This window comes from Domibacillus sp. 8LH (assembly GCF_038806185.1).
In the GTDB taxonomy this organism is placed as follows: domain Bacteria; phylum Bacillota; class Bacilli; order Bacillales; family Domibacillaceae; genus Domibacillus; species Domibacillus indicus_A.
This window is the reverse complement of the sequence record NZ_JAVJNG010000015.1, coordinates 1-21,493: the sequence shown is the minus strand read 5'-3', so window position 1 is coordinate 21,493 and position 21,493 is coordinate 1. Positions and strand designations below refer to the sequence as shown.

The following is a 21,493-nucleotide window of genomic DNA, read 5'->3' as shown; positions in this document are numbered from 1 at the left end:
ACAATGGAATTCTTAATAATTTTTTGTTAAGGCTCTATTACATAATTTTATGGTGGAATGGCACATTAGTAGGCATATGCTAATTGGTTAATCCAGCACAATAAACACCCTAGAGGTGTTTGCTGTGCTGGATTTTTTTATTCCCTGATAAAAAGGAGAGTACTGCAATGAATCAGGAATACATAAAAATTTATTTGGATCGTCAAGAGTACCGCGTACAGCCTGGTACAAGTATTTTAGAAGCCGTTAACCAGGCTGGCCTTACTCTTCCGCAAGTGTGTTACGTGCCGGAAGTGGATCCTATCCAAACCTGTGATACATGTATTGTCGAAGCAGACGGGAAATTGGTGCGTTCTTGTGCCACACCTGTATCTCAAGGGATGACTATCTCGCTTTCGTCTGACCGGGCGAAGGCTGCCCAGACAGAAGGAATGGACCGGCTGCTTGAAAACCATATGCTGTATTGCACAGTATGTGATAACAATAATGGAAACTGCACACTGCACAATACGGTCGAAATGATGGGCATTGAGCATCAAAAATATCCCTTTACACCAAAAGCAGACCCAACAGAAGTAGACATGACCCACCCCTTTTACCGCTATGACCCAAACCAGTGTATTGCCTGCGGCCAGTGCGTGGAAGTATGTCAAAACCTCCAAGTTAATGAAACTCTCTCGATTGACTGGGAAGCAGAACGCCCACGCGTGCTATGGGATAAGAAGGGTACGACCATTAATGACTCTTCCTGTGTGGGCTGCGGCCAATGTGTTACGGTCTGCCCTTGTAATGCGTTAATGGAAAAATCAATGCTCGGTGAAGCGGGATTTATGACAAAAATGGAACCTAATTTATTAAATCCGATGATTGATCTTGTAAAAGACGTGGAGCCTGGCTACAGCGGCATTTTTGCTGTTTCTGAAATTGAAGCGGCCATGCGTGAAACGAGAACGAAAAAAACAAAAACCGTATGCACATTTTGCGGTGTCGGCTGCTCCTTTGAAGTATGGACAAAAGGCCGGAAAATTCTTAAAGTACAGCCAACGTCCAAAGCACCTGTTAATACGATTTCAACTTGTGTAAAAGGCAAATTCGGCTGGGACTTTGTGAACAGCGAAGAACGGATTACCACTCCTTTAATCCGCCAAGGCGATGAGTTTGTAGAAGCGACATGGGAAGAAGCATTGAATCTTGTTGCAAGCAAGCTTGGAAGCATTAAAGATCAGTACGGCAGCGATGCCCTCGGCTTTATCTCTTCTTCTAAAATGACCAATGAAGAAAATTACTTGATGCAAAAAATGGCCCGCCAAGTATTTGAAACAAATAACGTCGATAACTGCTCACGCTATTGCCAGTCTCCTGCTTCCTGGGGATTGCAGCAAACGGGAGGCATCGGCGGTGACTCCGGCACCATTAAGGATATTGCGTCTGCAGGACTTGTTATTTTAGTCGGCTGTGCGCCTGCTGAAGGTCATCCGGTGCTGGCGACACGTATTAAACGCGCACATAAACTGCATGGGCAAAAATTAATTACGGTCGACCTGCGCAGACACGAAATGGCGGATCGTGCAGACCTGTTTGTCCGCCCAAAACAAGGAACGGATTATGCATGGCTTGCCGCTGTGGCGAAATATATGATCGAACAGGGCTGGCATGACCAGGAGTTTGTGGACGAAAAAGTAAACTTCTTTGATGAATACGTTAAAGGGCTGGAGCGCTTTACGCTTGAATTTGCCGAAAAAGAAACAAACATCCCGAAAGAAACATTGATTCAAATCGCAGAAATGATCCGTGACGCAGATGGAACGGCTATTTGCTGGGGCATGGGTGTCACGCAAAACGTAGCTGGCTCTTACACATCCGCTGCTATTGCAAACCTGCTTCTCGTTACCGGCAATATGGCGCGTCCGGGTGCCGGCGCGTATCCCCTTCGCGGCCATAATAATGTCCAGGGTGCAGCGGACATGGGCACAATGCCAAACATCTTCCCTGGATACCAGTCTGTTACAAACGATGAGATCCGCGCTAAATTTGAACAAGCATATGGCGTTGCCATTTCCCCAAAACCAGGCCTTGATAACATTGAAATGCTTGCCGCAATTGATAAAGGCGATTTGAAAGGCATGTATATTGCAGGTGAAGATATGGCATGGGTAGATGCGGACTCTAGTCATACGCAGGATATGCTAAAGAAATTAGATTTCCTCGTTGTGCAGGAAATTTTCTTCACGACAACCGCTCAATTTGCCGATGTGATTTTGCCAGGCGCGCCGTCATTGGAAAAAGACGGAACCTTTACAAATACAGAACGCCGTGTGCAGCGTCTGTACCAATCGCTTGAGCCGCTTGGAGACAGCAAGCCGGACTGGTGGATTTTTATGCAGATGGCAAAGCGGTTTGGCTATGAATGGAACTATTCTCACCCGAGTGAAATTTTTGCGGAAATGGCGGGCTTAACACCATTTTTCAGCGAGTGTAATTACGATGTATTGGAAGGCTGGAACAGCTTTAGCTGGGGTTCTCCAGACGGAACAGATACGCCAGTTCTTTTCTTAGACGGTTTTAATTTCCCGGACAAAAAAGCGCGTTTTGCCCTATTTGATTACGTACCGCCAGTGGAATATCCGGCAGAATTTGATTTAACACTTAACAATGGCCGGCTGCTGGAACAGTTCCATGAAGGAAATATGACCAACAAATCAAACGGCATGAACAAAAAGCTGCCAACCGTTTTCGTCGAAGTTTCACCGGAACTCGCAAAAGGGCGCGGTGTAGAAAGCGGCTCACTCGTCCGCCTTGTGTCACCATACGGTTCCATTAAGCTGAATGTCCTGGTAACCGACCGTGTTCAAGGCATGGAAGTGTATGTGCCTATGCACTCGACGAGCCATGAAAATGCAGTGAACCTTCTAACCGGAAATGGATTTGATATCATCACCCATACACCGGCCTATAAACAAACAAAGGTACGAATGGAAGTATTGAGCGTCACCGGAGAAAATCCGCTGCCGAAAACAAGCCCAAGAAACAAAAAACGCTACCCTCAAAACGGAGTGGAAGTTGAGCGCAAGTGGAAACGGCCAGGATATGTTTCACTGGTTGACTAATTAGAGGAGGCAAAAGAATGGCAAGTCCAATCCGCACACTTAAAAAGCGCGAGTGGAGTGAAGAAGAAAAAAAGCAGCAATCACTTCATAAGCTGACAGACAGTTTAACAGAAAACGAAGAAGCGCTTCAAAAAACAATAGCTGTCGTCTGCGAACTGCATGACAGCGGCATTCTTGAAGCGGCAGAATCCATGCTGAAAGCGAAAGAAAATATTGCAGAGGTAGCATTAGGCCAGGTAAGCCGGAAAGAAGTCACCTCCCTCATCAACAATGTAATGGCTGCGGCCGGCATTTTAACCGCCATTGATCCGGAACAAACGAAAAAGTTATTAGCAGGTGTCGCCAGCGGGCTGGAAGAAGCAAAAGAAAACAATGATCAAAAAGTCCGCCTGTTTGATTTAATAAAGGCATTGAAAGACCCGGATGTGAACCGGGCAATGAATTTTGGCCTTCATTTTTTAAAGGGTTTAGGAAAAGGAATAAAAGAATAATTCATATATGGGGAAGGACGTGCTCCCCCTTCCCCATATATATGTAAGAGCTATAAATCCAGCAGCATGCTGGAGTGTTTCGAGTACATTATACATAAAGGGATGGAATGACCGTGGCTCTAACTGAAACAAATCGGAAGATTCTCCGATTCAGCAGCGGAGAGGCTGAGTATAAAGAGGATCGTATTGTCACTGAATACCCCGTAACTGTAAAAATTAATAATGAGGAATTTGTTACGATGGTCTGTACACCAGAGCATGTAGAAGATATGGTGATTGGCTATTTAGCTTCTGAAGGGGTTATCCGCAAGTACGAAGATATTCAAGAGATATGGCTGCAGAAAGAAGAAGGATACATCCATGTAAAAACGGCCAGAATCAATTCTTACTATCAGCAGTTTCATAATAAGCGCTATATTACCTCCTGCTGTGGGGCAAGCAGACAGGGGTTTGTTTTTGTAAATGATAAATTCACCGCAAAGAAGATGAAGAATAGGAACGTTACAATCTCAGTGGAAGATTGTTTCCGCTTAATGAACGAAATGCAAAGTTCTGCGCAAACGTTCCAGCAGACGGGCGGCGTCCATAACGCAGCTCTCTGCGACCGTAACGGGATTGTTCTAAGCAGAATAGACATTGGGCGTCACAATGCGCTTGATAAAATTTATGGGTATTGTTTAAAAAACCGAATTACGATGCTTGATAAAATTCTTGTTTTCAGCGGCCGCCTTTCATCAGAAATATTATTAAAGGCAGCTAAAATCGGCTGTGAAGTGGTACTTACTAAATCTGCTCCAACAGAATTAGCCCTAAACCTAGCAGAGGAGCTGCACATCACAACGGTAGGTTTTATCCGCAGCCAATCTTTAAACATCTATACCTGTCCGGAACGGATTTATAACGGTTAAAGCTTGATTTAGAAGTGCCCTGTTCCTTTACTGCTAAAAACCGATGGACCGTTCAATGCCCGATTAAATGGTGCGCCGGTTGGATTAGCCGGCTTCATCAGACATTCAACTAAGCAGGGGTGTGTTCGATATGTTTCGAAATAGGACACGCTCAGCATTGAATCTCAAGGGGAGCTGCGAAAATACTATCAATTAACCATATAACTTTCAATAAACGGCTCTGTTAAATGAGAATGTTCATTCTCGTTAGACTAACAGTGCCGTTTCTTTTGCGTTCTTTCGTATTAAACACAAAAAGAAGGACCTAACCTCCCCTTCTTCTGTATTTCATTATGTAAACATCACGATTATAAAGCTTAGTTACCAATGATATTCGATATTTATGGTAAGCTTGAATAGGAAAAAATATTTGAAGAGAGGAATTATATGAGTAAAATCAAAAAGCATAAGCCCAGTAAACTTAAAATGATGATGCGAGGATTATTAGTCATCCTCGGGGGATTTATCGCTGCATACGGACTAGAAACCGTATTGATCCCAAACAACGTATCAGATGGAGGTGTGACAGGCCTTAGTATCGTCGGCTCACAGTTATTTGGCTTGCCCTTAGGCATACTTATTGCGGTTCTGAACCTTCCTTTTATCTGGTTAGGATATAAACAAATTGGAAAAAGCTTTTCCATTTTTTCAATTATCGGAATCACTTCACTCGCGATTGGCACAATCCTCATGCATCATACTCCTGCTATTATTGAAGGTGATACATTATTAGTGACAGTCGTTGGTGGTATTATCCTTGGTTTCGGGATGGGGTTAGCCTTGCGTAATGGCGGCGCACTAGATGGAATTGATATGCTTGCCGTACTCCTTTCTCGAAAATTACCGTTTGGGACCAGTGATCTTATACTTTTCTTAAACATCTTTGTATTTATTATCGTTTCCACTGTATTCGGCCTGCAAGGAGCTATTCTTTCGGCCATTGCTTACTTTATTGCTTCTAAAGTCATACACATTGTGGAAGAAGGTTTAAGCGGCTCTAAAACCTTCCAAATTATCACCACTGAATCTGAAATAATGGTAGAAACCATACGTGACCGCTTGGGCCGTAGTGCCACGTATAAAGAAGCGTATGGCGGTTTTTCCCATGAAAAATTCAAAGAAATTACATGTGTTATTAACCGCTTAGAAGAAACCAAACTAAAGGAAATCATCAATGAAATTGACCCAGGAGCTTTTGTTACTGTGTATGATGTAGCAGAAGTGAAAGGCGGCAATTTCAAAAAGAATGATATCCATTAAATAGATACCGGTAAACGTTTCACACAAAAAGACTGAATCTTTCTCGATCTTTCCTTCTGAGTAAAAATCAACCATAAAATGTAAGAGAGCCAAATAAAAGATTAGCCATTGACGGCTAATCTTTTTATATCTTGGCCTGTTTTTCTTTTCGTTTAGCCTGAACACACCATACAATAAAATAGGTTACCCAAAAAGAGACAATCACAATTGGAGCAACCCATTGTCTTATAGGTGATTCAAGCGGCAGTACTTCCTGCAAAAAGAGACCAGCTAGAAAAAAGGACTCATTAGCAAAAAACGATTCTTTAGTGACACAATATCTACTCCTTTAATACATTCTCTAATCAACCTTAATATTACCTTTAATTGCAAATTAAAGGTGCGGAATCACCCTCAAAAATAGCTCGTTACAGTTATTTATAGCGCACACTCCCTACATAATGAACACGGCTCGATTGATGGCTTCCCTTTCCACTGTACTTAAAATGATAAAACAGAATCATGCTCTTAACCGGGTAAGGCAATTCCTCTCCCTTCAGTTTTATAAAATGAGGAATAACCATTTCTTCGTAGGAACCGCCTTCCAATAATACGGAAAGCTGGTTTGAGCCTTCTTTAAAGTATTCAGCTTCCCTAAAATCTGAATCGTGACCTTCAATCCTGTATTCTTCTTCAAACATCGAAGCAGCTGCCTCTCCATCTTCATCATAAAAGTTCAGCAGATAATGTTGGAGTTCTTCATTAGAGGCGAAATTGCCCACCCATAATGATACATACCCTTCTCGTTCCATCAGCGGATGACCTCCCTTTTTTTACAGAAATACTTTTTTAAAGATCAAGGTAATGCTTGCATATTTCATAGCAGGAACCGTGCAAGGTTTTACATTTAAAAATCACTTTTTCAAGGTAACCATCCATCATCTCGCAAAGCAAGGTTAGCTTTTCTTTCGACTCAGCACAAATTTCTGGCAATACCACAATAAAAAGCCAAAGAAGCTGTGTGCCAGCGCTTTTCTTCCCCCGTGTCAAAAACGCGGCTTATACGTAAAGGTTTAAGGGAATGGTACTTTATGGTACCGGGAACCGACCCTACTTTCAAAGAGCTGCTTCGGTTTCCCTCTCAGTCGATATGAAGGACTGGCTGCGAAAAAAGGCGAACAGACAGGAAAAGTATCCAGGACATAATCTTTGGGATTCTTGAAAAAGTGTATCCGCGAGAAAGAAGTTGAACTCTCTATTTTGTATGTTTACACCAAGTCATATCAGGAATGTATGAACTATAACATAGAAAGGAGAAATTACATGATTGAAGATAATAAAGTGGCACTGATAACAGGGGCTAACTCTGGTGTTGGATTGGAGCTGGCAAAAAAAATATTATCAAAAGGCTGGGAAGTAGCTGCCTTGATCCGATCTGACTTTCCTAGCCATGATCCACTTATCCTACAAGCGCTTAAAACGCGGCATTTAAGGATATATAAAGCTGATTTAGCCGACTTTTCCAGCCTTAGGAACGCACTTAACCACATCAAGACCCATGAATCCCGTATCGATTTACTTTTCAACAATGCAGGGGTCTATTTTGATGAATACAAATATTCCAAACAAAAACGTGAGATGCATTTCGAGATGAATACATTGGTGCCTTATATTATAGTGATGGAACTTAAAAAACTGTTATTAAAGGGCAAGATAAAAACGGTGATCAATACTTCTTCAAATACTTTACTAGTTTTAAAGAAATTGAACTTAGATACATTAATGAAGCCTGGGACAACTCGTTTTAGAAAAATCATCGGTCCTTACGCACACAGTAAGCTGGCTCTCTCTCTTTGGACAAAAAGAATTGCTTCAAACCTATGGATGGAAGGGATAAAGATTCGCAGTGTGTGCCCTGGCCCAAGCAGAACGAAATTGACTAAAGCTAAAGGGCTGCCCATCTTTATGAAGCCCATCCGGAATTTGATTTTTGCGCCTACCAGCAAAGGGGCTTCCCACTTATACGATGCTGCCTTTAACTTTGAAGAGGAAGCAACTGGGATTTTCATAAACAAGGGCAAAGAAACGAAAATAAAGTTTTCAGAGCATGAAGAATTGGTGCTCACTAAACTACATGATATTTACAGAAATGAATTTGTTGTTTAGTTTTTCACTGCATTAGTGTGACTGTTTTTGGCTGCGGCTACGTACTGGTAAACTAAGCCGCTGTAAACAATGAAAATCATGAAAATAATATCCACTACAGAATCCATTTGAACAGTCTGGAATTGGTTTCGAGAGAATACTGAATATTGAATTCGAAGAAGAGATGCTGTCGGTTTCCCTGCCCGTGAATATTAAGGATGGGCTGTGAAAAAAGTAAAAGCATGCAGAATATTGCCGCAGAGACCCTTGAGGAAGTATATCAGCGAGAGAGAAACTAAAGTGGGAATCAACTAATTTACAATAATACTCTTAGCAAAAAGGAGTTGATTTGGGAAGATCAGCTTCTTTCTGCTGTAAATCCATTATTAAAAAGAATGCTTTTTTCAGCTCCTATTGCCAAAAGAATGGGCAAACGGCATGTTATTTATTCAATCGGTGGCGGATAAAAGCAATCAGCAGCATTACAACAGGCAAAATAATAAGGAGCGGGATTGCAGCATACATGATATATACGGTAGCACCCTCTTCTGTGTGTTCAGCCATATCCTCTGCCATCATTACAGAAAGAAAAGCGAGAATAAGACCTGCCGGAAAAATCATTTGCCGATGGGTTTTTAAGCCGAACAAATCCACCATTCCAATGACCGAACAGTATAAGTAAATGCCTGCTTTAAAAAAAACGGTAATTAATAACGTAATGACTACAAGTGCATCCAAACGCTGGATAAATTCTAAAAAATTAATCTTTCCTACTGTAGCCAGTAAAGGAAAAGGAGATCTTAGTACTTCACTGACACCCAGTACCGCAACATTTAGAGCGGCGTTATAACTTAAAATAAGGCCGCTGACGATTAGCGAAGCCACTCCAATTTTTTTCACTGCATCTGCACGATTTAAATAAGGAAAAAGCATGGCAAAAACGAAGGCTTCTCCAAATGGAAAAATTAAAAACGCCGGAGAATAAAAAGCCGTTTCCAATATAGGCTTCCATCCATATTCTAAAACAGGCTTCAAGTTGCCAGGATCTACGGTGCCGGTTAAATAAACGAAAAGATTTCCGATGATTCCTATAAAAATCAAGAAAATCCCGAGTATCTCTGCTGTTCTTGCAAATACTTCAATTCCGAGGTAAAGCACATAACATATGGTGAATACAAAAAGCATAGCCACAACAAGTAAAGGAATCTCCGGCATCGTTGCCGTAATCAATACTTCACTGAATTCACGCACATTTCTGGCAGAAACATATAAAAAAAAGATCGTATACAGCAATCCAACAATCCATCCTATATATGGGCCAAATATTTTTCTGGCGTATGCTGTAAGCGGTAAGGAAGGGTAATAGCGGAACAGCCCATAGGAAACAAAAAATAAAACCAGTCCCCCGCCCATGCCTAATAGAAGGGATAGCCAGGCATCCTTTTTTGCTGTTACCATATGGCCTACCACTACCGCAGTTCCCATTTCGAACATAAAGAGTAAGAGAAAAAATTGAATACTGCTTACTTTCGCTCTTTCCATGAAAAAAGGTCCCCTCCCCTTGCTAAAATCTTCCCTTATTCCAAGCAGAGATTTGTTCGCAGTATTCCAAAATTCTTAAATTATTATTCGTACAGTTGCTGGACTTCTTCACATCTATTATTAAATGTTCGGCTAAACAGGTGCACGTATGGTATGTTTGAGAGCATGAGGCACTCAGCATTAAATCGGAAGAAGAATTGCTGCAGTTTTCGCTGCCTGTGAACATTAAGGATGGCTGTGGAATAAAGGAAAAGCAGACCGAAGCCTGGATGTTCGATGCTCAATCTGCCTATACCTTCTTACAAAAAAGTGTACCTGCTAACTCCTGCTTACATTTCTTCCGGAGCCTTAACACCCAATAAGCGCAAACCTTCTTTTAGCACAATTTTTACCGCAAGAACAAGTGATAATCTTGCCTGCTTTAATTCATCATTATCTAAGATGCGAACATGACTATAAAATTTATTAAATACCTGTGAAAGATCAATAACATACTTTGCAACCTGTGACGGGTCATATTCTGTAAAAGCACGTTGAACTACGTCAGGAAAAGACATTAAAGCCGTAATAATAGGCCAGGCTTCCTTATCATCAACAAAAAAGGCAGCGCTTGTTTCTTTATACGCTCCCTTTCTTAGAAGAGAAGCAGCGCGGGCATGGGTATATTGCACATAAGGACCTGTTTTCCCTTCAAACTTCAGCATGTCCTTCAAAGAAAATTCAATATCATTTTGGCGGTAATGCTTCAAGTCATGAAATATGACTGCGCCCGTTCCTACCTGACGGGCAACTTCCTCTTTTGATGATAACCCCGGATTTTTTTTCATAATTTCATCTAACGCTAAATCTATTGCCTCACGCACTACATCTTCTAATAACACGACTTTTCCTTTGCGTGTTGACATTTTTTTGCCTTCTTTTAATATCATGCCAAAAGGTACGTGAACAAGATCTTTATGCCACTCATACCCCATTTTCTTTAACACCATAAATAATTGTTTGAAATGAAGAGCCTGCTCGTTCCCTACTACATACATTGATTTTGCAAATTGATATGTTGTTTTGCGGTAAACGGCTGCCGCTAAATCACGTGTGGCGTATAAAGTAGTTCCATCTTTTTTCTTTATTAAACAAGGAGGCAGACTTTCATCGTTTAGTGAAACAACCTGTGCTCCTTCTGATTCCATCAACAAGTTGTTGTCATTAAGAAGCTGGACAATGCTCTCCATTTTATCATTGTAGAACGCTTCCCCATCATAAGAATCAAATGTGATGCCTAACAGATCATATATCTTAGAGAATTCTTTTAATGATTCTTCTCTAAACCATTTCCACAGCTCAAGAGCTTCTTCGTTAGAATCTTCTAACATCTTGAACCATGCGCGGCCCTTGTCATTTAATTCCGGGTGTCTTTCTGCTTCATCATGAAATTTAATATATAGCTTTAGGAGCTCTTTAATAGGATCTTTTTTGATTTCTTCTTCGTTTCCCCACATTTTATAAGCGACGATCAACTTACCAAACTGAGTGCCCCAGTCGCCTAAATGATTAATTCTAACGGTGGAGAATCCATTCTTTTCTGCAATTAACGTTAAAGCATTTCCAATCACCGTCGAACGTAAGTGTCCCATTGAAAAAGGTTTGGCTATATTGGGTGAAGAAAAATCGAGGGTTATGGTTTCTCCATTTCCATTATTCATATTTCCATATTGACCTTTTTTGGAAAGAACATCTTTTATGACCTCTGAAGAAATCATTTTCTTATTTAAAAATACATTTACGTACCCATTCACCGCTTCTACGTTTTCAAAAATGCTCGTTTGAACTTTTTCAGAAAGCTCTAATGCTATGCTGTGGGGGGCCTTCCGAAAAATTTTCGACAACTCAAAGCATGGAAATGCCATGTCACCCATATGTTCAAATCTGGGCTTTTCGATCATGCCTTCTAACTTATTTTTCTCTAATTCACCATTTAAAGAAGAAAACAACACTTCAGCAAATTCACTTTTAAAATTCATTTTTATCCCTCCAAATAAAAAACTCCCGCCTCTTTCATAACTGAAAGAGACGAGAGTTTAGATTTATCCCGCGGTACCACTCTAATTGTTTTTATTAACATAAAAACCCCTTATTTTGATAACGGGGTTTTCCCCGGCTGTTCCTACTAAGACGTTCAGAACAGCATCTCCAAAGTGCGCTTCATTATTTGATCTGTACCGGGCTTTCACCGTCCCCGGCTCGCTTTAACTTCACAAAATAACTACTCTCTTTTTCACAGATTTTATTCATGACTTAAATTAAAAAATACCATCATACTTATTTTTAATAAATTTACAAATAAGGAAAATGTTATTCACGACTGATTATCAGTCATTATAATCTTTATCCGAATAGTTGTAAACAAAATTTTTCCATAAGAACACTAAACAGTTGCAGAAGAGATGGAGTTAGTTTCGTCCATAAGCTGTCTTATTAAGACACTGCCTTTAATCCAGAGACACCTATTACGATAATGACAATACTTATAATACGCCAGAGACTTTTTGATTCATTAAAAAAAATCATGTTGACCAAAACAGCTGCCGCAGTTCCAGTTCCAATCCATACTGCATATGCGACACTTACCTGTATATAGTGAAAAGATAAATATAGTAATACAAAGGAGGCGGCTAATCCCCCAAAGAAAAGGATAGAATTTCTAAATGATTTTTTTTCATTAAACTTATTTAATCCAACTACACCCACTACTTCGAACACAGCTGCCGAAAAAACAAACAACCAGCCCATTTACGATATAACTCCCTCATCTTTTTGATCTTCACTGTGGTTATCCGCTATCTTTAAAGAGATCACACCAGCTATTAAAATTCCTATAAATACACCCTTCGGAACACTAAACGGTTTATTAAAAATAAAAATATCCATCAAAGTGGTTCCTATCGTGCCTGCAGCTGCAAAAATAGCGTACACTGTACCAGTAGGCAGCGACTTGCATGCTACAGATAAAAAGTAAAAGTCCACTACAATTGTAGCGATCACGATACTCCAATGCCACCATGTTTCTGCAACACTAAAACCATAGACCCAGCACAACTCACATAAACATGTGAGTACAACAAAAAACCAAGCATTCCTCAAAATATCTCTCCTTAAATGAGTGACTGTCATTCATTATATCACAATAAATCTTCTTTTTCAAAGCAATCATGGTAAACTTTCTCAAAATAGAATAAGCAGCAAAAGTTTTAAATTCTCCCCAAAAACAAAACGTCATTAATGATGATCATAAGTGCTGCCCCTTATTTCAGATCACCTTATAAATATTGTTGATACTTCTTAAGCTTGTACATAACAGAAGGCTGACTGATTCCTAAGTAGTCCGCCATTTCGTAGGTTGTTTTGCATTCCTTATAGGCTTTCGCAATTAACTGTATTTCCAGCGCTTCCAATGTCTCTTTTAAACTTTTCTTTTCGCTCATTTCTTGTACGATCAATAAAGGTCTTGATATTTCTGCTTGTGTTGTCTGTCCCGAGATAGCGGCTGGAAGATGTTTAGGATATATGGCCGGTTCTTCAACAACAAGCACTAATCGCTCGATTAAGTTTTCTAATTCACGAATGTTGCCTGGCCAATTGTATTGGATTAATGCTTCATAAGTGGATGAATGTAATTTTTTGTTTTGGCTGTACTTCTCATTTGATTTCTGAATGTAGTGTTGTAAGAGTACCGGGATATCTTCTTTACGTTCATGAAGTGATGGAATATGAATAGGCACCACGTTTAAACGGTAAAACAAATCCAGCCTAAATTTCCCTTCCTCTACCATCGTTTCTAATGGCTGATTTGTTGCGGTCAAAAGACGAAAATCAATATACTTTTCTTTTTTCCCGCCCACACGCATCATCTTTTTTTCCTGAATCACTTTCAGCAATTTTGCCTGCATCGATAACGGCAATTCGCCGACTTCATCAAGGAAAAGCGTGCCGCCGTCTGCTTGTTCTATTAACCCTGGTTTTCCCTTTGCATGTGCACCTGTAAAAGCACCCGGCTCATAACCGAATATCTCCGATTCAAATAAGCTTTCTGGGATCGTGCTGCAATTCACCTCAATAAAAGGTTCTCTATGCCGGTCACTTTTTTTATGGAGAGCCCGGGCAAATGTACTTTTCCCAACTCCTGAAGAACCCAGCAAAAGAATGGTTGCATCCGTTTTGGCAACGTGATAAATCGTTTTTAAAACCTGCTGCATCTCACTGCTTCTAGCAACAATCGAGTGATCCAATTCCTTTTCCCTAAGATCTTCTACCTCCGTTTGGTATCCTTGCAGTTTTCGCTGCAGCTGCTCATACTCCTCTTGCAGCTTCCAAATTTCTGTCTGGTCCTGGCTATAGCTGATCACACGTACCAATTGTCCATCCTGATTAAAAATAGGATATCCAGTAGACATGACCACCCGCCCTGTTTTTGTATGCTGCAAAATGCGTGAGAACTTCTTTTCTTTTAAAACAATCGCATTAATGGAAGGAGCCAGTAACCCTTCTTCCTCCAGTTCATACACTGATTTTCCTACATATGATCCTGGTTCCATTCCGTAAATCTTCCAATGTTCTGGATGCGAGCGAAGAATAATACCGTTTTCATCAGTGACGGTGATATTGTTGTTCGATGTCTCAATAATTTTACTTAACTCTAATTCTGATAGCTCGCCCATCAAGAACCCTCTTTTCTATTTAGTATCAATACATAATTAATTAAAAATTAAATCAAAAACCATCGTTAATTCAATTTTAAATCAAAATATTTATTTTTTGATTCATTTTTAAATTAAAGGACGCTGTAAAAGGCGTACTTTCTTTCAATTACTTTATAAAAAAAGCTGGCATGTTACTTGCATTAATAAAAATAAGGGGCGCGTTAGAAGTATGTACCTAATTATTATGAAGCAAAAGAAGTCTTTTTGAAATCGCTTAATCCAAAAATTTTTAAAAGCAAGAAATCAAAAGCTGAAAAAGAGAGTTGGCATGATACTTGCAAAAAGTTACATGAGCGGCATTTTTGTCACATTAACAAGAACTTATTTTATAAAGAAAGGTTGTTTATCTATGACACAATCAGAAAAATTAGTTGAAGAATTACGAGATCTCGATAAAAAACATTTTTTTCATCCTACTTCGCCCATTCAACAGCAACAGGATCAGGGACCTGCTTTTGTTTTTACTGAAGGAAAAGGAATTTATCTTCACGATATCACAGGCAAAAAAGTCATCGATGGCATGTCATCTCTTTGGAATGTCAATATAGGCCATGGGCACGAAGAACTGGGCAAAGCAGCGATGGAACAAATGAATAAGCTTGCCTTCAGCTCAAGTTTTGCAACGTTCAGCAACGAACCGGCTATCCGGCTGGCAGCCAAGCTTGCTCAAATTTCGCCCGGGGATTTAAGTGCTACATTTTTTACATCCGGTGGATCCGAAGCAAATGACACAGCTTATAAGCTTGCCCGCCATTACTGGCTGTTAAAAGGACAGCCAGTAAGAAAGAAAATTATCTCCAGAACAAAATCCTATCATGGGGTATCAATGGGTGCTACAAGTGCAACAGGCTTAAAAGCTTTCCGTGATTTTACCACTTCGTTAGCTCCTGATTTCTTATATGTCGATCATTTTTCAACAGAGTCTCTTCGCTCCTTAATTGAAGCTGAAGGCCCAGAAACGATTGCCGCTTTTATTGCAGAGCCTGTTCAAGGAGCGGGAGGCGTTCATGTAGCGCCGGAACATTACTTTAGTGAAGTCCGGCAAATCTGTGATGACTATGGCATTTTATTCATTACCGATGAGGTGATAACGGGGTTTGGCCGGACAGGAAAGTATTTTGGAATGGAGCATTATGGTGTGGCGCCTGACATGATGTGCTTTGCAAAAGGGGTCACAAGCGGATACGCCCAGCTCGGTGGAGTCATGATTTCCAACAAACTACACCAAGAATTTATCGATCTCTCGGTTGGAACGCTTTTACACGGATACACATACAGCGGTCACCCGATGGCATGTGCCGTTGCTTTGAAAAACCTAGAAATTATTGAAAAGGAGAACTTCATTGAAAACGCTGAACAAAGAGGCAAAGAGCTAAAAGAAGGGCTCGAGTGGATTCAAAATGAAAGAAACATTATTGGCAAAGTAAAAGGATTGGGCTTAATGTGCGGCATTGAAATTGTGAAAGATAAGCAAACCAATGAAGGATTTGAGACACCTCTCTCCCCTTCTATTGTAGCAGAAGCCGCAAAACAAGGGCTTATTTGCCGATCAGTCGTTTTAGATGGCCAGGATATTGTTGTATTCTCCCCTCCTTTATCGATTACAAAAGAAGAGATCACAGACCTCATTCGCATGTTAAATGAAGCAATTCGTATTGTTGAAACAGCAGCTTTCCAAAAACTGCTGCCAAATACGTAAATATTTTGATCAATAAGTAGATGAAAGGATGTTAAACATGAAAGAACTAGTAAAAGAGACGTTAAAAAAAGACCTGTTTATAAACGGAGAATGGAAAACGGCAAACCATTATACTCCTCTGTATTCACCATACAGCGGTGAATGTATTGCAGAAGTCCCAGCGGCAACATTAGAAGAAGTGGAATTCGCTTTACAATCCGCTTATGAAGCAAGAAACATCATGGCCTCTATGCCAAGCCACCAGCGTGCAAGCATTTTAGAGAATCTAGTTAAACTGTTGGAAGAAAAAGCAGACGAAGCTGCTCAAATCCTTGCTTTAGAAGCAGCAAAACCTATTACGACAGCGAAAGCTGAGATCGCACGTACCATCCAGACTTATAAATTCGCTGCAGAGGAAGCAAAACGAATTCATGGTGAAACCATTCCAGTTGATGCAGCACCCGGCGGCGAAGGGAGAATGGCTTATACTGTCAGAGAACCTATTGGCGTAGTAGCAGCAATAACGCCTTTCAACTTCCCGTTGAACCTTGTAGCACATAAAGTTGGACCGGCAATTGCCTCGGGCAATACAGTCGTTTTAAAGCCTGCCCAACAAACTCCCCTGTCGGCTTTTTTCCTTGCTGAACTGTTGCAGGAAGCTGGCCTGCCTGCTGGAGCATTAAATGTCGTAACAGGAAGCGGCTCATTAATCGGTGAAAAGCTTGTCACCGATGAGAGAGTGCAAAAAATTTCTTTTACAGGCAGTCCAGAAGTGGGAATTGGCATTCGAAACAAAGCAGGTTTAAAGCGGGTCACGCTTGAACTTGGCTCTAATGCCGCAGTCATCGTTGATAAAGATGTGGATGTTGACAGCATTATAGCAAGATGCGTTTCTGGAGCTTTTGCTTTTCAGGGCCAGGTTTGTATCTCGTTACAGAGAATATACGTACACGAAGAACTTTACTCCGCATTTGTAGAAAAATTTGTTGCTGCCACACAAAAACTAGTGATAGGTGACCCACTCGTTGCTTCAACAGATGTTTCAGCATTGATTAGTTCTAAAGATGTTCAGCGTGCTCTTGGCTGGATTGAAGAAGCAAAGCAACAAGGAGCCAAACTAGCAACAGGCGGACAGACCAAGAATAATATTTTGTATCCAACTGTACTTCTTGAAGTTGATCCAACATTAAAAGTTTCCTGCCAGGAAGTATTCGCCCCTATCGTTTTGATCAATAAGTTTTCATCCGTTGATGAAGCCATAGAACTTGTAAATGATTCAAAATATGGACTGCAAGCAGGCATTTACACACAAAATATCTATACAGCACTTAAGGCTACACAGCAGCTTCATGTCGGAGGCGTTATCGTAAATGACATTCCAACTTTCCGTTTAGACCATATGCCATACGGAGGAGTAAAAGAAAGTGGAATTGGGCGCGAAGGTGTGAAGTACGCCATTGAAGAAATGACCGAGCAAAAATTAATTGTATTCAATCAAAACTAATTCATCTGTTTAAATGACCAAACTCATAGATTAAGCAAAAGCTTAAACAACGGGAAGGAAGACTCAACATGATTGTCGGTGTGCCACAAGAAATGAAAGATAACGAAACCCGCGTAAAAATTGTGCCAACTGGGGCTGCTGCATTTCAAAGAAATAACTACGAAGGCTGGGTTGAAACGTGTGCAGAGTTAGGCAGCAGATTCATGGACCAGGACTGCCTAGAGGCCGGTGCTTCAATTGTTTTCACAGCTAAAAAATCCTAATAAACCAACACATATAAAATAAATTGAAAAACATAAAGGGAGAGAATAAATATGATTATCGGTGTGCCAAAAGAAATTAAAAACAATGAAAACCGTGTGGGGATTACGCCAGCAGGTGTTGTAGCATTTAAAAAGAGCAACCATGAAGTTTGGGTAGAAACCGGCGCAGGACTCGGCAGCGGATTTACCGATCAGGACTATATGGACGCTGGTGCGTCCATTGTGTCTACCGCTGAGAAAGCCTGGTCTGCGCAAATGGTGATTAAAGTAAAAGAACCCATTGCAGAAGAGTATCAGTATTTTTACGAAGGGCTGATTTTGTATACGTATCTGCACCTTGCACCGGAACCAGAATTAACAAAAGCGCTGGTTGACAAGAAAGTAACAGCTATTGCCTATGAAACAATCCAGCTGGAAAACGGGGCCCTTCCTTTATTAACACCAATGAGTGAAGTAGCGGGAAGAATGTCGATCCAGATCGGTGCTCATTTCCTTGAAAATCCGAAAGGTGGAAAAGGCGTGCTGATGGGCGGCGTGCCAGGCGTATCTCCAGCAGAAGTCGTGGTCATTGGCGGAGGTATTGTCGGAACCAATGCAGCGAAAATGGCTGTTGGACTTGGCGCAAATGTAACGATTTTGGATGTCAATACAGACCGTCTGCGCCAGCTCGATGATATGTTCCAGGGCCGCCTCAAAACACTCGCTTCCAACAGCTACAATATCGCAGAATCGGTAAAGAAAGCAGACCTAGTAGTAGGCGCTGTATTGATCCCAGGCGCCCGTGCTCCTCAGTTAGTGACAGAGGAGATGATCAAAACGATGCAGCCGGGTTCTGTCGTTGTAGATGTTGCCATTGACCAGGGCGGATCCATTGAAACGATTGACCATATCACAACACACAGCGATCCAACGTATGAAAAACACGGAGTGGTTCATTATGCAGTTGCCAATATGCCAGGCGCAGTCGCTCGTACCTCTACCATGGCGCTGACCAATGTGACGATCCCTTATGGTGTTCAGATTGCCAATAAAGGCTATAAGCAGGCTGCCGCTGATAATCGTGCGCTTGCAAAAGGAATTAACGCTGTAAATGGATTTGTAACGTATAAAGCTGTTGCTGAGGCTCATAACTATTCTTATACGCCAATTGCTGAAGTCTTACATGACCAATCTGCAGAAAAAAGCTTTGCTTCATGGTATCAAGCTTAATGATGTTTTAGAAGGAGGAAATATCATGCATGAGCAAAATAAAGAACTGGAAGTGCTAAGATTTCTATTTAACAGAGACGTTAAAAAGAAAGAGATTGGCACTAACAGTTTAAGTTTTCAAAAAGAGGACAGGATCCAAGAAACAGCTTATTACTTGAAATCTCTAAAAGAGCAAAGCTATATAGAGATTGTCCACGATGCTTTTTCTAAAGGAGGGATTTTCCACCCGGTTTACAATAATAATGTAACTAGGATCTGGTGGGGTAATATTCATTTAACTGATCTTGGAGAGAAATATGTATTAGAAAATGAGCTTGTCTCTGAATGTGGAGAATAACGATACCAAAAAGGAACAAACACAATAAAGTGTTTGTTCCTTTTTTATGTTGCAAGTAAGGTCCTTATATCTTATTTAAATGATAATGAGCGGCTAAGCAATATATTATTTTTAAGGCAGTACCCCGCCCTCTAACTGCTCGGTATTATTTTAAATATGGTCACCTGCCTAGCTTTTTAACAGTAAAGACCTTTTGAGGAATTCGAAAAGCTCTTTTTTCGTTTCTTCTAATCCCATGTTTTGATCCTTTGCTATATAGAAACGCTCTGCAGCATTCTCTACCAGATTAATAATCATCTTTGCTGTCCACTCTACATTAAAGTTACCTATAATTTCTTTTTCTTCAATAGCATTATGTAAAATTTCTTCAAACCATTCATAATACGGTTTATAAATAGCTTCCCATGTTTCTAATGAGTAATCAAATGCAAGGCCGGAATAACATAGTACCAGCACATCTCTATATTCATCTGTAATATGGTATGTTTCACTAATAAAAACCTCTAACTTCTCCCAAAAGTCAGATGTACCAACCACTTCCTGCTTTATTTTTTTAAGCGAATGAGTCAGCAGGTTTTCAGCAATTGCTGGAATAAGCGCATTTTTAGAACGGAAATAAAGATAAAAGGTACCTTGTGCAATGCCCGCCTTTTTAACAATATCGGAGACTGTTGTTTTGTCTAGGCCCTTTTCGGAAATGACTTCTATCGCAGCCTGCAAAATTTTATCGTACTTTTCATTTAGATGAGCCATCGTTACCTCCTATAAGCGAATGAGCTTCATTCATTTTACTATATAAAATTTAACATGCGCAAACTAAGATGTTTATTAAAAAAATACTTTGATTTGTATGATTATTCCTTTTTAACTATATGCCTCCTTTCCTCATACAAAAAAGAGGGTATATACCCTCTTTTTTGTATTATCTATTCTTTTCTTTTATTTGTAACGCAGCCAGGCTCGCAAAGTCATGCACAATAGTGGCCGCTAATAGGGCTGTAATTTGTGACTGGTCATATTGCGGCAGCACTTCCACTACATCAAATCCAATATAGTTGAACCCAGTCAGTGAGCGGATCATTTGTAGCGTTTCTCTGCTGTTAAACCCTCCGACTTCCAATGTTCCCGTTCCAGGTGCACAGGATGGGTCCACAAAATCAATGTCAAAGGTTAAAAAGACGGGAGTATCTCCGATGACTTCTCTCATCTCTTTCAGGACACTATCGAAACCTCTTTTTTGAAGTTCATTTGTGGTGATTACGTTATAACCTAAATCACGGCTTTCAGTGACATCTCCCGGATGATTTAATGTTCCTCTAATGCCAATCTGAAATACCTTTGCAGGGTCAAGCAGCCCTTCCTCGTGAGCACGGATAAAAGGAGATCCATGCCAGTACTTTTCTTCATAATACGTGTCCCATGTATCAGTATGAGAATCAAAATGAATCATAGCAACTGGTCCATACACTTTTGCGGCTGCACGCAGACTGGCAAGTGTAACAGAATGGTCTCCACCCAGCCCAATAGGGATTATGCCTTTCTCCATTAGTCCTCGTACTGCCTCTTCCATAAGCTCATAGCTCTTGTGAATGTTGTGCGGAATTACCGATACATCTCCGATATCAATCGCATTTGTATCTTCAAACGGGTATACTTCATGGATTGGATGATATGGAAATAGTGTCATCGACGCCTGGCGAATCGCTTGAGGAGCAAAGCGTGCCCCTACCCGGAAGGACGCCGCGGTGTCAAACGGCATGCCAAGGATGGCAAGCTTCGCGCCTTCTTTCTTTTCAGGAAGTCTGACAAAAGAACCGGTTGTACAAAATTCGGGTTTTACTTCTGGCGATAGTGGATATTTCATTTTTTATTCCTCCAATAATTTTAAATTTTGATCTGCGTACTTACTCAAATCAAAATTAAAATCATTGAAAGAAGAACTGGGATGAGAAATAACATACTATCCATCATGTAACCTCTACTTTCCAAGTAAAGCCACCCAGTACAGCGAGTCTGCAGTGTACCAGGCGGCTGGATCAATAGCTTTAAAACAAAATTCTTTTTAAATACATCAGATAAAAACAGCTAAATTTACAGTGTATTTAGGACTTTCTTGAATGTAGCGACTACCTTGTCTACCTCTTCTTTTGTGATGGTCAATGGCGGCTCAATCCGGATTGTTTTTGAGTTCACCAGGGTGCCGGCTACAAGGATTCCTTCATCAAACATTCCCTTGGACAGGGCATAGCCGACTTCATCTTTATGGAACTCAATCCC

General features: G+C 40.6%; 18 protein-coding genes, 1 pseudogene and 1 other annotated feature. Of the genes and pseudogenes, 10 read left to right on the top strand and 9 right to left on the bottom strand.

Annotated elements, in window-relative coordinates; translation table 11 throughout:
- Window positions 1–167: 167 nt before the first annotated feature.
- From fdhF to RG959_RS16095, 4 genes are all read left to right on the top strand, one after another.
- The gene (fdhF, locus tag RG959_RS16110; RefSeq protein ID WP_342797982.1) at window positions 168–3,107 is read left to right on the top strand and encodes a formate dehydrogenase subunit alpha; all 2,940 of its coding nucleotides are present in this window, start codon (window positions 168–170) and stop codon (window positions 3,105–3,107) included.
- Between the two features lie 17 nt (window positions 3,108–3,124).
- Window positions 3,125–3,598, top strand: coding sequence for a helical membrane plugin domain-containing protein (locus tag RG959_RS16105; RefSeq protein ID WP_342797981.1), 474 nt, complete (start codon window positions 3,125–3,127; stop codon window positions 3,596–3,598).
- A 140-nt stretch (window positions 3,599–3,738) separates the two neighbouring features.
- Window positions 3,739–4,506, top strand: coding sequence for a formate dehydrogenase accessory sulfurtransferase FdhD (gene fdhD / locus RG959_RS16100; protein ID WP_483298899.1), 768 nt, complete (start codon window positions 3,739–3,741; stop codon window positions 4,504–4,506).
- Window positions 4,507–4,932: 426 nt separating this feature from the next.
- Window positions 4,933–5,805, top strand: a complete 873-nt coding sequence (locus RG959_RS16095) for a YitT family protein (RefSeq protein ID WP_342797979.1) — start codon at window positions 4,933–4,935, stop codon at window positions 5,803–5,805.
- 413 nt (window positions 5,806–6,218) lie between these two features.
- Here RG959_RS16095 and RG959_RS16090 read toward each other — a convergent pair whose 3' ends face one another.
- Complete coding sequence (locus tag RG959_RS16090) at window positions 6,219–6,596, bottom strand: immunity 22 family protein (RefSeq protein WP_342797978.1); 378 nt, start codon at window positions 6,594–6,596, stop codon at window positions 6,219–6,221.
- 511 nt (window positions 6,597–7,107) lie between these two features.
- On the opposite strand from RG959_RS16090, the gene RG959_RS16085 reads away from it, so the two are divergent.
- Window positions 7,108–7,950, top strand: a complete 843-nt coding sequence (locus RG959_RS16085; protein ID WP_342797977.1) for an SDR family NAD(P)-dependent oxidoreductase — start codon at window positions 7,108–7,110, stop codon at window positions 7,948–7,950.
- A gap of 420 nt (window positions 7,951–8,370) precedes the next feature.
- Here RG959_RS16085 and RG959_RS16080 read toward each other — a convergent pair whose 3' ends face one another.
- The 5 genes from RG959_RS16080 to RG959_RS16060 form a co-directional block, all read right to left on the bottom strand.
- Entirely contained in the window at window positions 8,371–9,471 is a 1,101-nt protein-coding gene (locus RG959_RS16080) for a GerAB/ArcD/ProY family transporter (protein WP_342797976.1), read from the bottom strand.
- 329 nt (window positions 9,472–9,800) lie between these two features.
- Window positions 9,801–11,489, bottom strand: coding sequence for an arginine--tRNA ligase (gene argS, locus RG959_RS16075; protein WP_342797975.1), 1,689 nt, complete (start codon window positions 11,487–11,489; stop codon window positions 9,801–9,803).
- Window positions 11,490–11,531: 42 nt separating this feature from the next.
- Window positions 11,532–11,756 (bottom strand) — a binding site (T-box leader).
- 187 nt (window positions 11,757–11,943) lie between these two features.
- A complete protein-coding gene (locus tag RG959_RS16070) occupies window positions 11,944–12,258 on the bottom strand; it encodes a DMT family transporter (RefSeq protein ID WP_342797974.1) in 315 nt (104 codons plus the stop codon).
- Window positions 12,259–12,609, bottom strand: a complete 351-nt coding sequence (locus tag RG959_RS16065) for a DMT family transporter (protein ID WP_342797973.1) — start codon at window positions 12,607–12,609, stop codon at window positions 12,259–12,261.
- Between the two features lie 176 nt (window positions 12,610–12,785).
- Window positions 12,786–14,183 (bottom strand): sigma-54 interaction domain-containing protein, encoded by a 1,398-nt coding sequence (locus RG959_RS16060; protein ID WP_342797972.1) that lies wholly within the window; start codon window positions 14,181–14,183, stop codon window positions 12,786–12,788.
- A gap of 391 nt (window positions 14,184–14,574) precedes the next feature.
- Here RG959_RS16060 and RG959_RS16055 point away from each other — a divergent pair, with 391 nt between their 5' ends.
- From RG959_RS16055 to RG959_RS16035, 5 genes are all read left to right on the top strand, one after another.
- Complete coding sequence (locus RG959_RS16055) at window positions 14,575–15,924, top strand: aminotransferase family protein (protein WP_342797971.1); 1,350 nt, start codon at window positions 14,575–14,577, stop codon at window positions 15,922–15,924.
- Window positions 15,925–15,961: 37 nt separating this feature from the next.
- Window positions 15,962–17,407 carry an aldehyde dehydrogenase family protein gene (locus tag RG959_RS16050; protein ID WP_342797970.1) on the top strand — a complete coding sequence of 482 codons (1,446 nt, stop codon included), beginning with the start codon at window positions 15,962–15,964 and terminating at the stop codon, window positions 17,405–17,407.
- 68 nt (window positions 17,408–17,475) lie between these two features.
- Entirely contained in the window at window positions 17,476–17,670 is a 195-nt protein-coding gene (locus RG959_RS16045) for a hypothetical protein (protein WP_342797969.1), read from the top strand.
- A 51-nt stretch (window positions 17,671–17,721) separates the two neighbouring features.
- Window positions 17,722–18,879, top strand: coding sequence for an alanine dehydrogenase (gene ald, locus RG959_RS16040; RefSeq protein ID WP_342797968.1), 1,158 nt, complete (start codon window positions 17,722–17,724; stop codon window positions 18,877–18,879).
- A 25-nt stretch (window positions 18,880–18,904) separates the two neighbouring features.
- The gene (locus RG959_RS16035; RefSeq protein ID WP_342797967.1) at window positions 18,905–19,216 is read left to right on the top strand and encodes a hypothetical protein; all 312 of its coding nucleotides are present in this window, start codon (window positions 18,905–18,907) and stop codon (window positions 19,214–19,216) included.
- 168 nt (window positions 19,217–19,384) lie between these two features.
- Here RG959_RS16035 and RG959_RS16030 read toward each other — a convergent pair whose 3' ends face one another.
- The 3 genes and pseudogenes from RG959_RS16030 to RG959_RS16020 form a co-directional block, all read right to left on the bottom strand.
- Window positions 19,385–19,969 (bottom strand): TetR/AcrR family transcriptional regulator, encoded by a 585-nt coding sequence (locus RG959_RS16030; RefSeq protein ID WP_342797966.1) that lies wholly within the window; start codon window positions 19,967–19,969, stop codon window positions 19,385–19,387.
- Between the two features lie 169 nt (window positions 19,970–20,138).
- Window positions 20,139–21,080, bottom strand: a complete 942-nt coding sequence (gene speB / locus RG959_RS16025) for an agmatinase (protein ID WP_342797965.1) — start codon at window positions 21,078–21,080, stop codon at window positions 20,139–20,141.
- A gap of 227 nt (window positions 21,081–21,307) precedes the next feature.
- Window positions 21,308–21,493: pseudogene (locus tag RG959_RS16020) on the bottom strand (putrescine aminotransferase); the annotation flags it as partial.

Bases quoted from the DNA above. Each gene is read 5' to 3' on its own strand.
- speB (WP_342797965.1), bottom strand. From the start codon at position 21,080: ATGAAATATCCACTATCGCCAGAAGTAAAACCCGAATTTTGTACAACC.
- RG959_RS16055 (WP_342797971.1), top strand. From the start codon at position 14,575: ATGACACAATCAGAAAAATTAGTTGAAGAATTACGAGATCTCGATAAA.
- RG959_RS16070 (WP_342797974.1), bottom strand. From the start codon at position 12,258: ATGGGCTGGTTGTTTGTTTTTTCGGCAGCTGTGTTCGAAGTAGTGGGT.
- ald (WP_342797968.1), top strand. From the start codon at position 17,722: ATGATTATCGGTGTGCCAAAAGAAATTAAAAACAATGAAAACCGTGTG.
- RG959_RS16080 (WP_342797976.1), bottom strand. From the start codon at position 9,471: ATGGAAAGAGCGAAAGTAAGCAGTATTCAATTTTTTCTCTTACTCTTT.
- RG959_RS16045 (WP_342797969.1), top strand. From the start codon at position 17,476: ATGATTGTCGGTGTGCCACAAGAAATGAAAGATAACGAAACCCGCGTA.
- RG959_RS16035 (WP_342797967.1), top strand. From the start codon at position 18,905: ATGCATGAGCAAAATAAAGAACTGGAAGTGCTAAGATTTCTATTTAAC.
- RG959_RS16060 (WP_342797972.1), bottom strand. From the start codon at position 14,183: ATGGGCGAGCTATCAGAATTAGAGTTAAGTAAAATTATTGAGACATCG.
- RG959_RS16095 (WP_342797979.1), top strand. From the start codon at position 4,933: ATGAGTAAAATCAAAAAGCATAAGCCCAGTAAACTTAAAATGATGATG.
- RG959_RS16105 (WP_342797981.1), top strand. From the start codon at position 3,125: ATGGCAAGTCCAATCCGCACACTTAAAAAGCGCGAGTGGAGTGAAGAA.
- fdhF (WP_342797982.1), top strand. From the start codon at position 168: ATGAATCAGGAATACATAAAAATTTATTTGGATCGTCAAGAGTACCGC.
- RG959_RS16050 (WP_342797970.1), top strand. From the start codon at position 15,962: ATGAAAGAACTAGTAAAAGAGACGTTAAAAAAAGACCTGTTTATAAAC.
- RG959_RS16030 (WP_342797966.1), bottom strand. From the start codon at position 19,969: ATGGCTCATCTAAATGAAAAGTACGATAAAATTTTGCAGGCTGCGATA.
- RG959_RS16085 (WP_342797977.1), top strand. From the start codon at position 7,108: ATGATTGAAGATAATAAAGTGGCACTGATAACAGGGGCTAACTCTGGT.
- argS (WP_342797975.1), bottom strand. From the start codon at position 11,489: ATGAATTTTAAAAGTGAATTTGCTGAAGTGTTGTTTTCTTCTTTAAAT.
- RG959_RS16090 (WP_342797978.1), bottom strand. From the start codon at position 6,596: ATGGAACGAGAAGGGTATGTATCATTATGGGTGGGCAATTTCGCCTCT.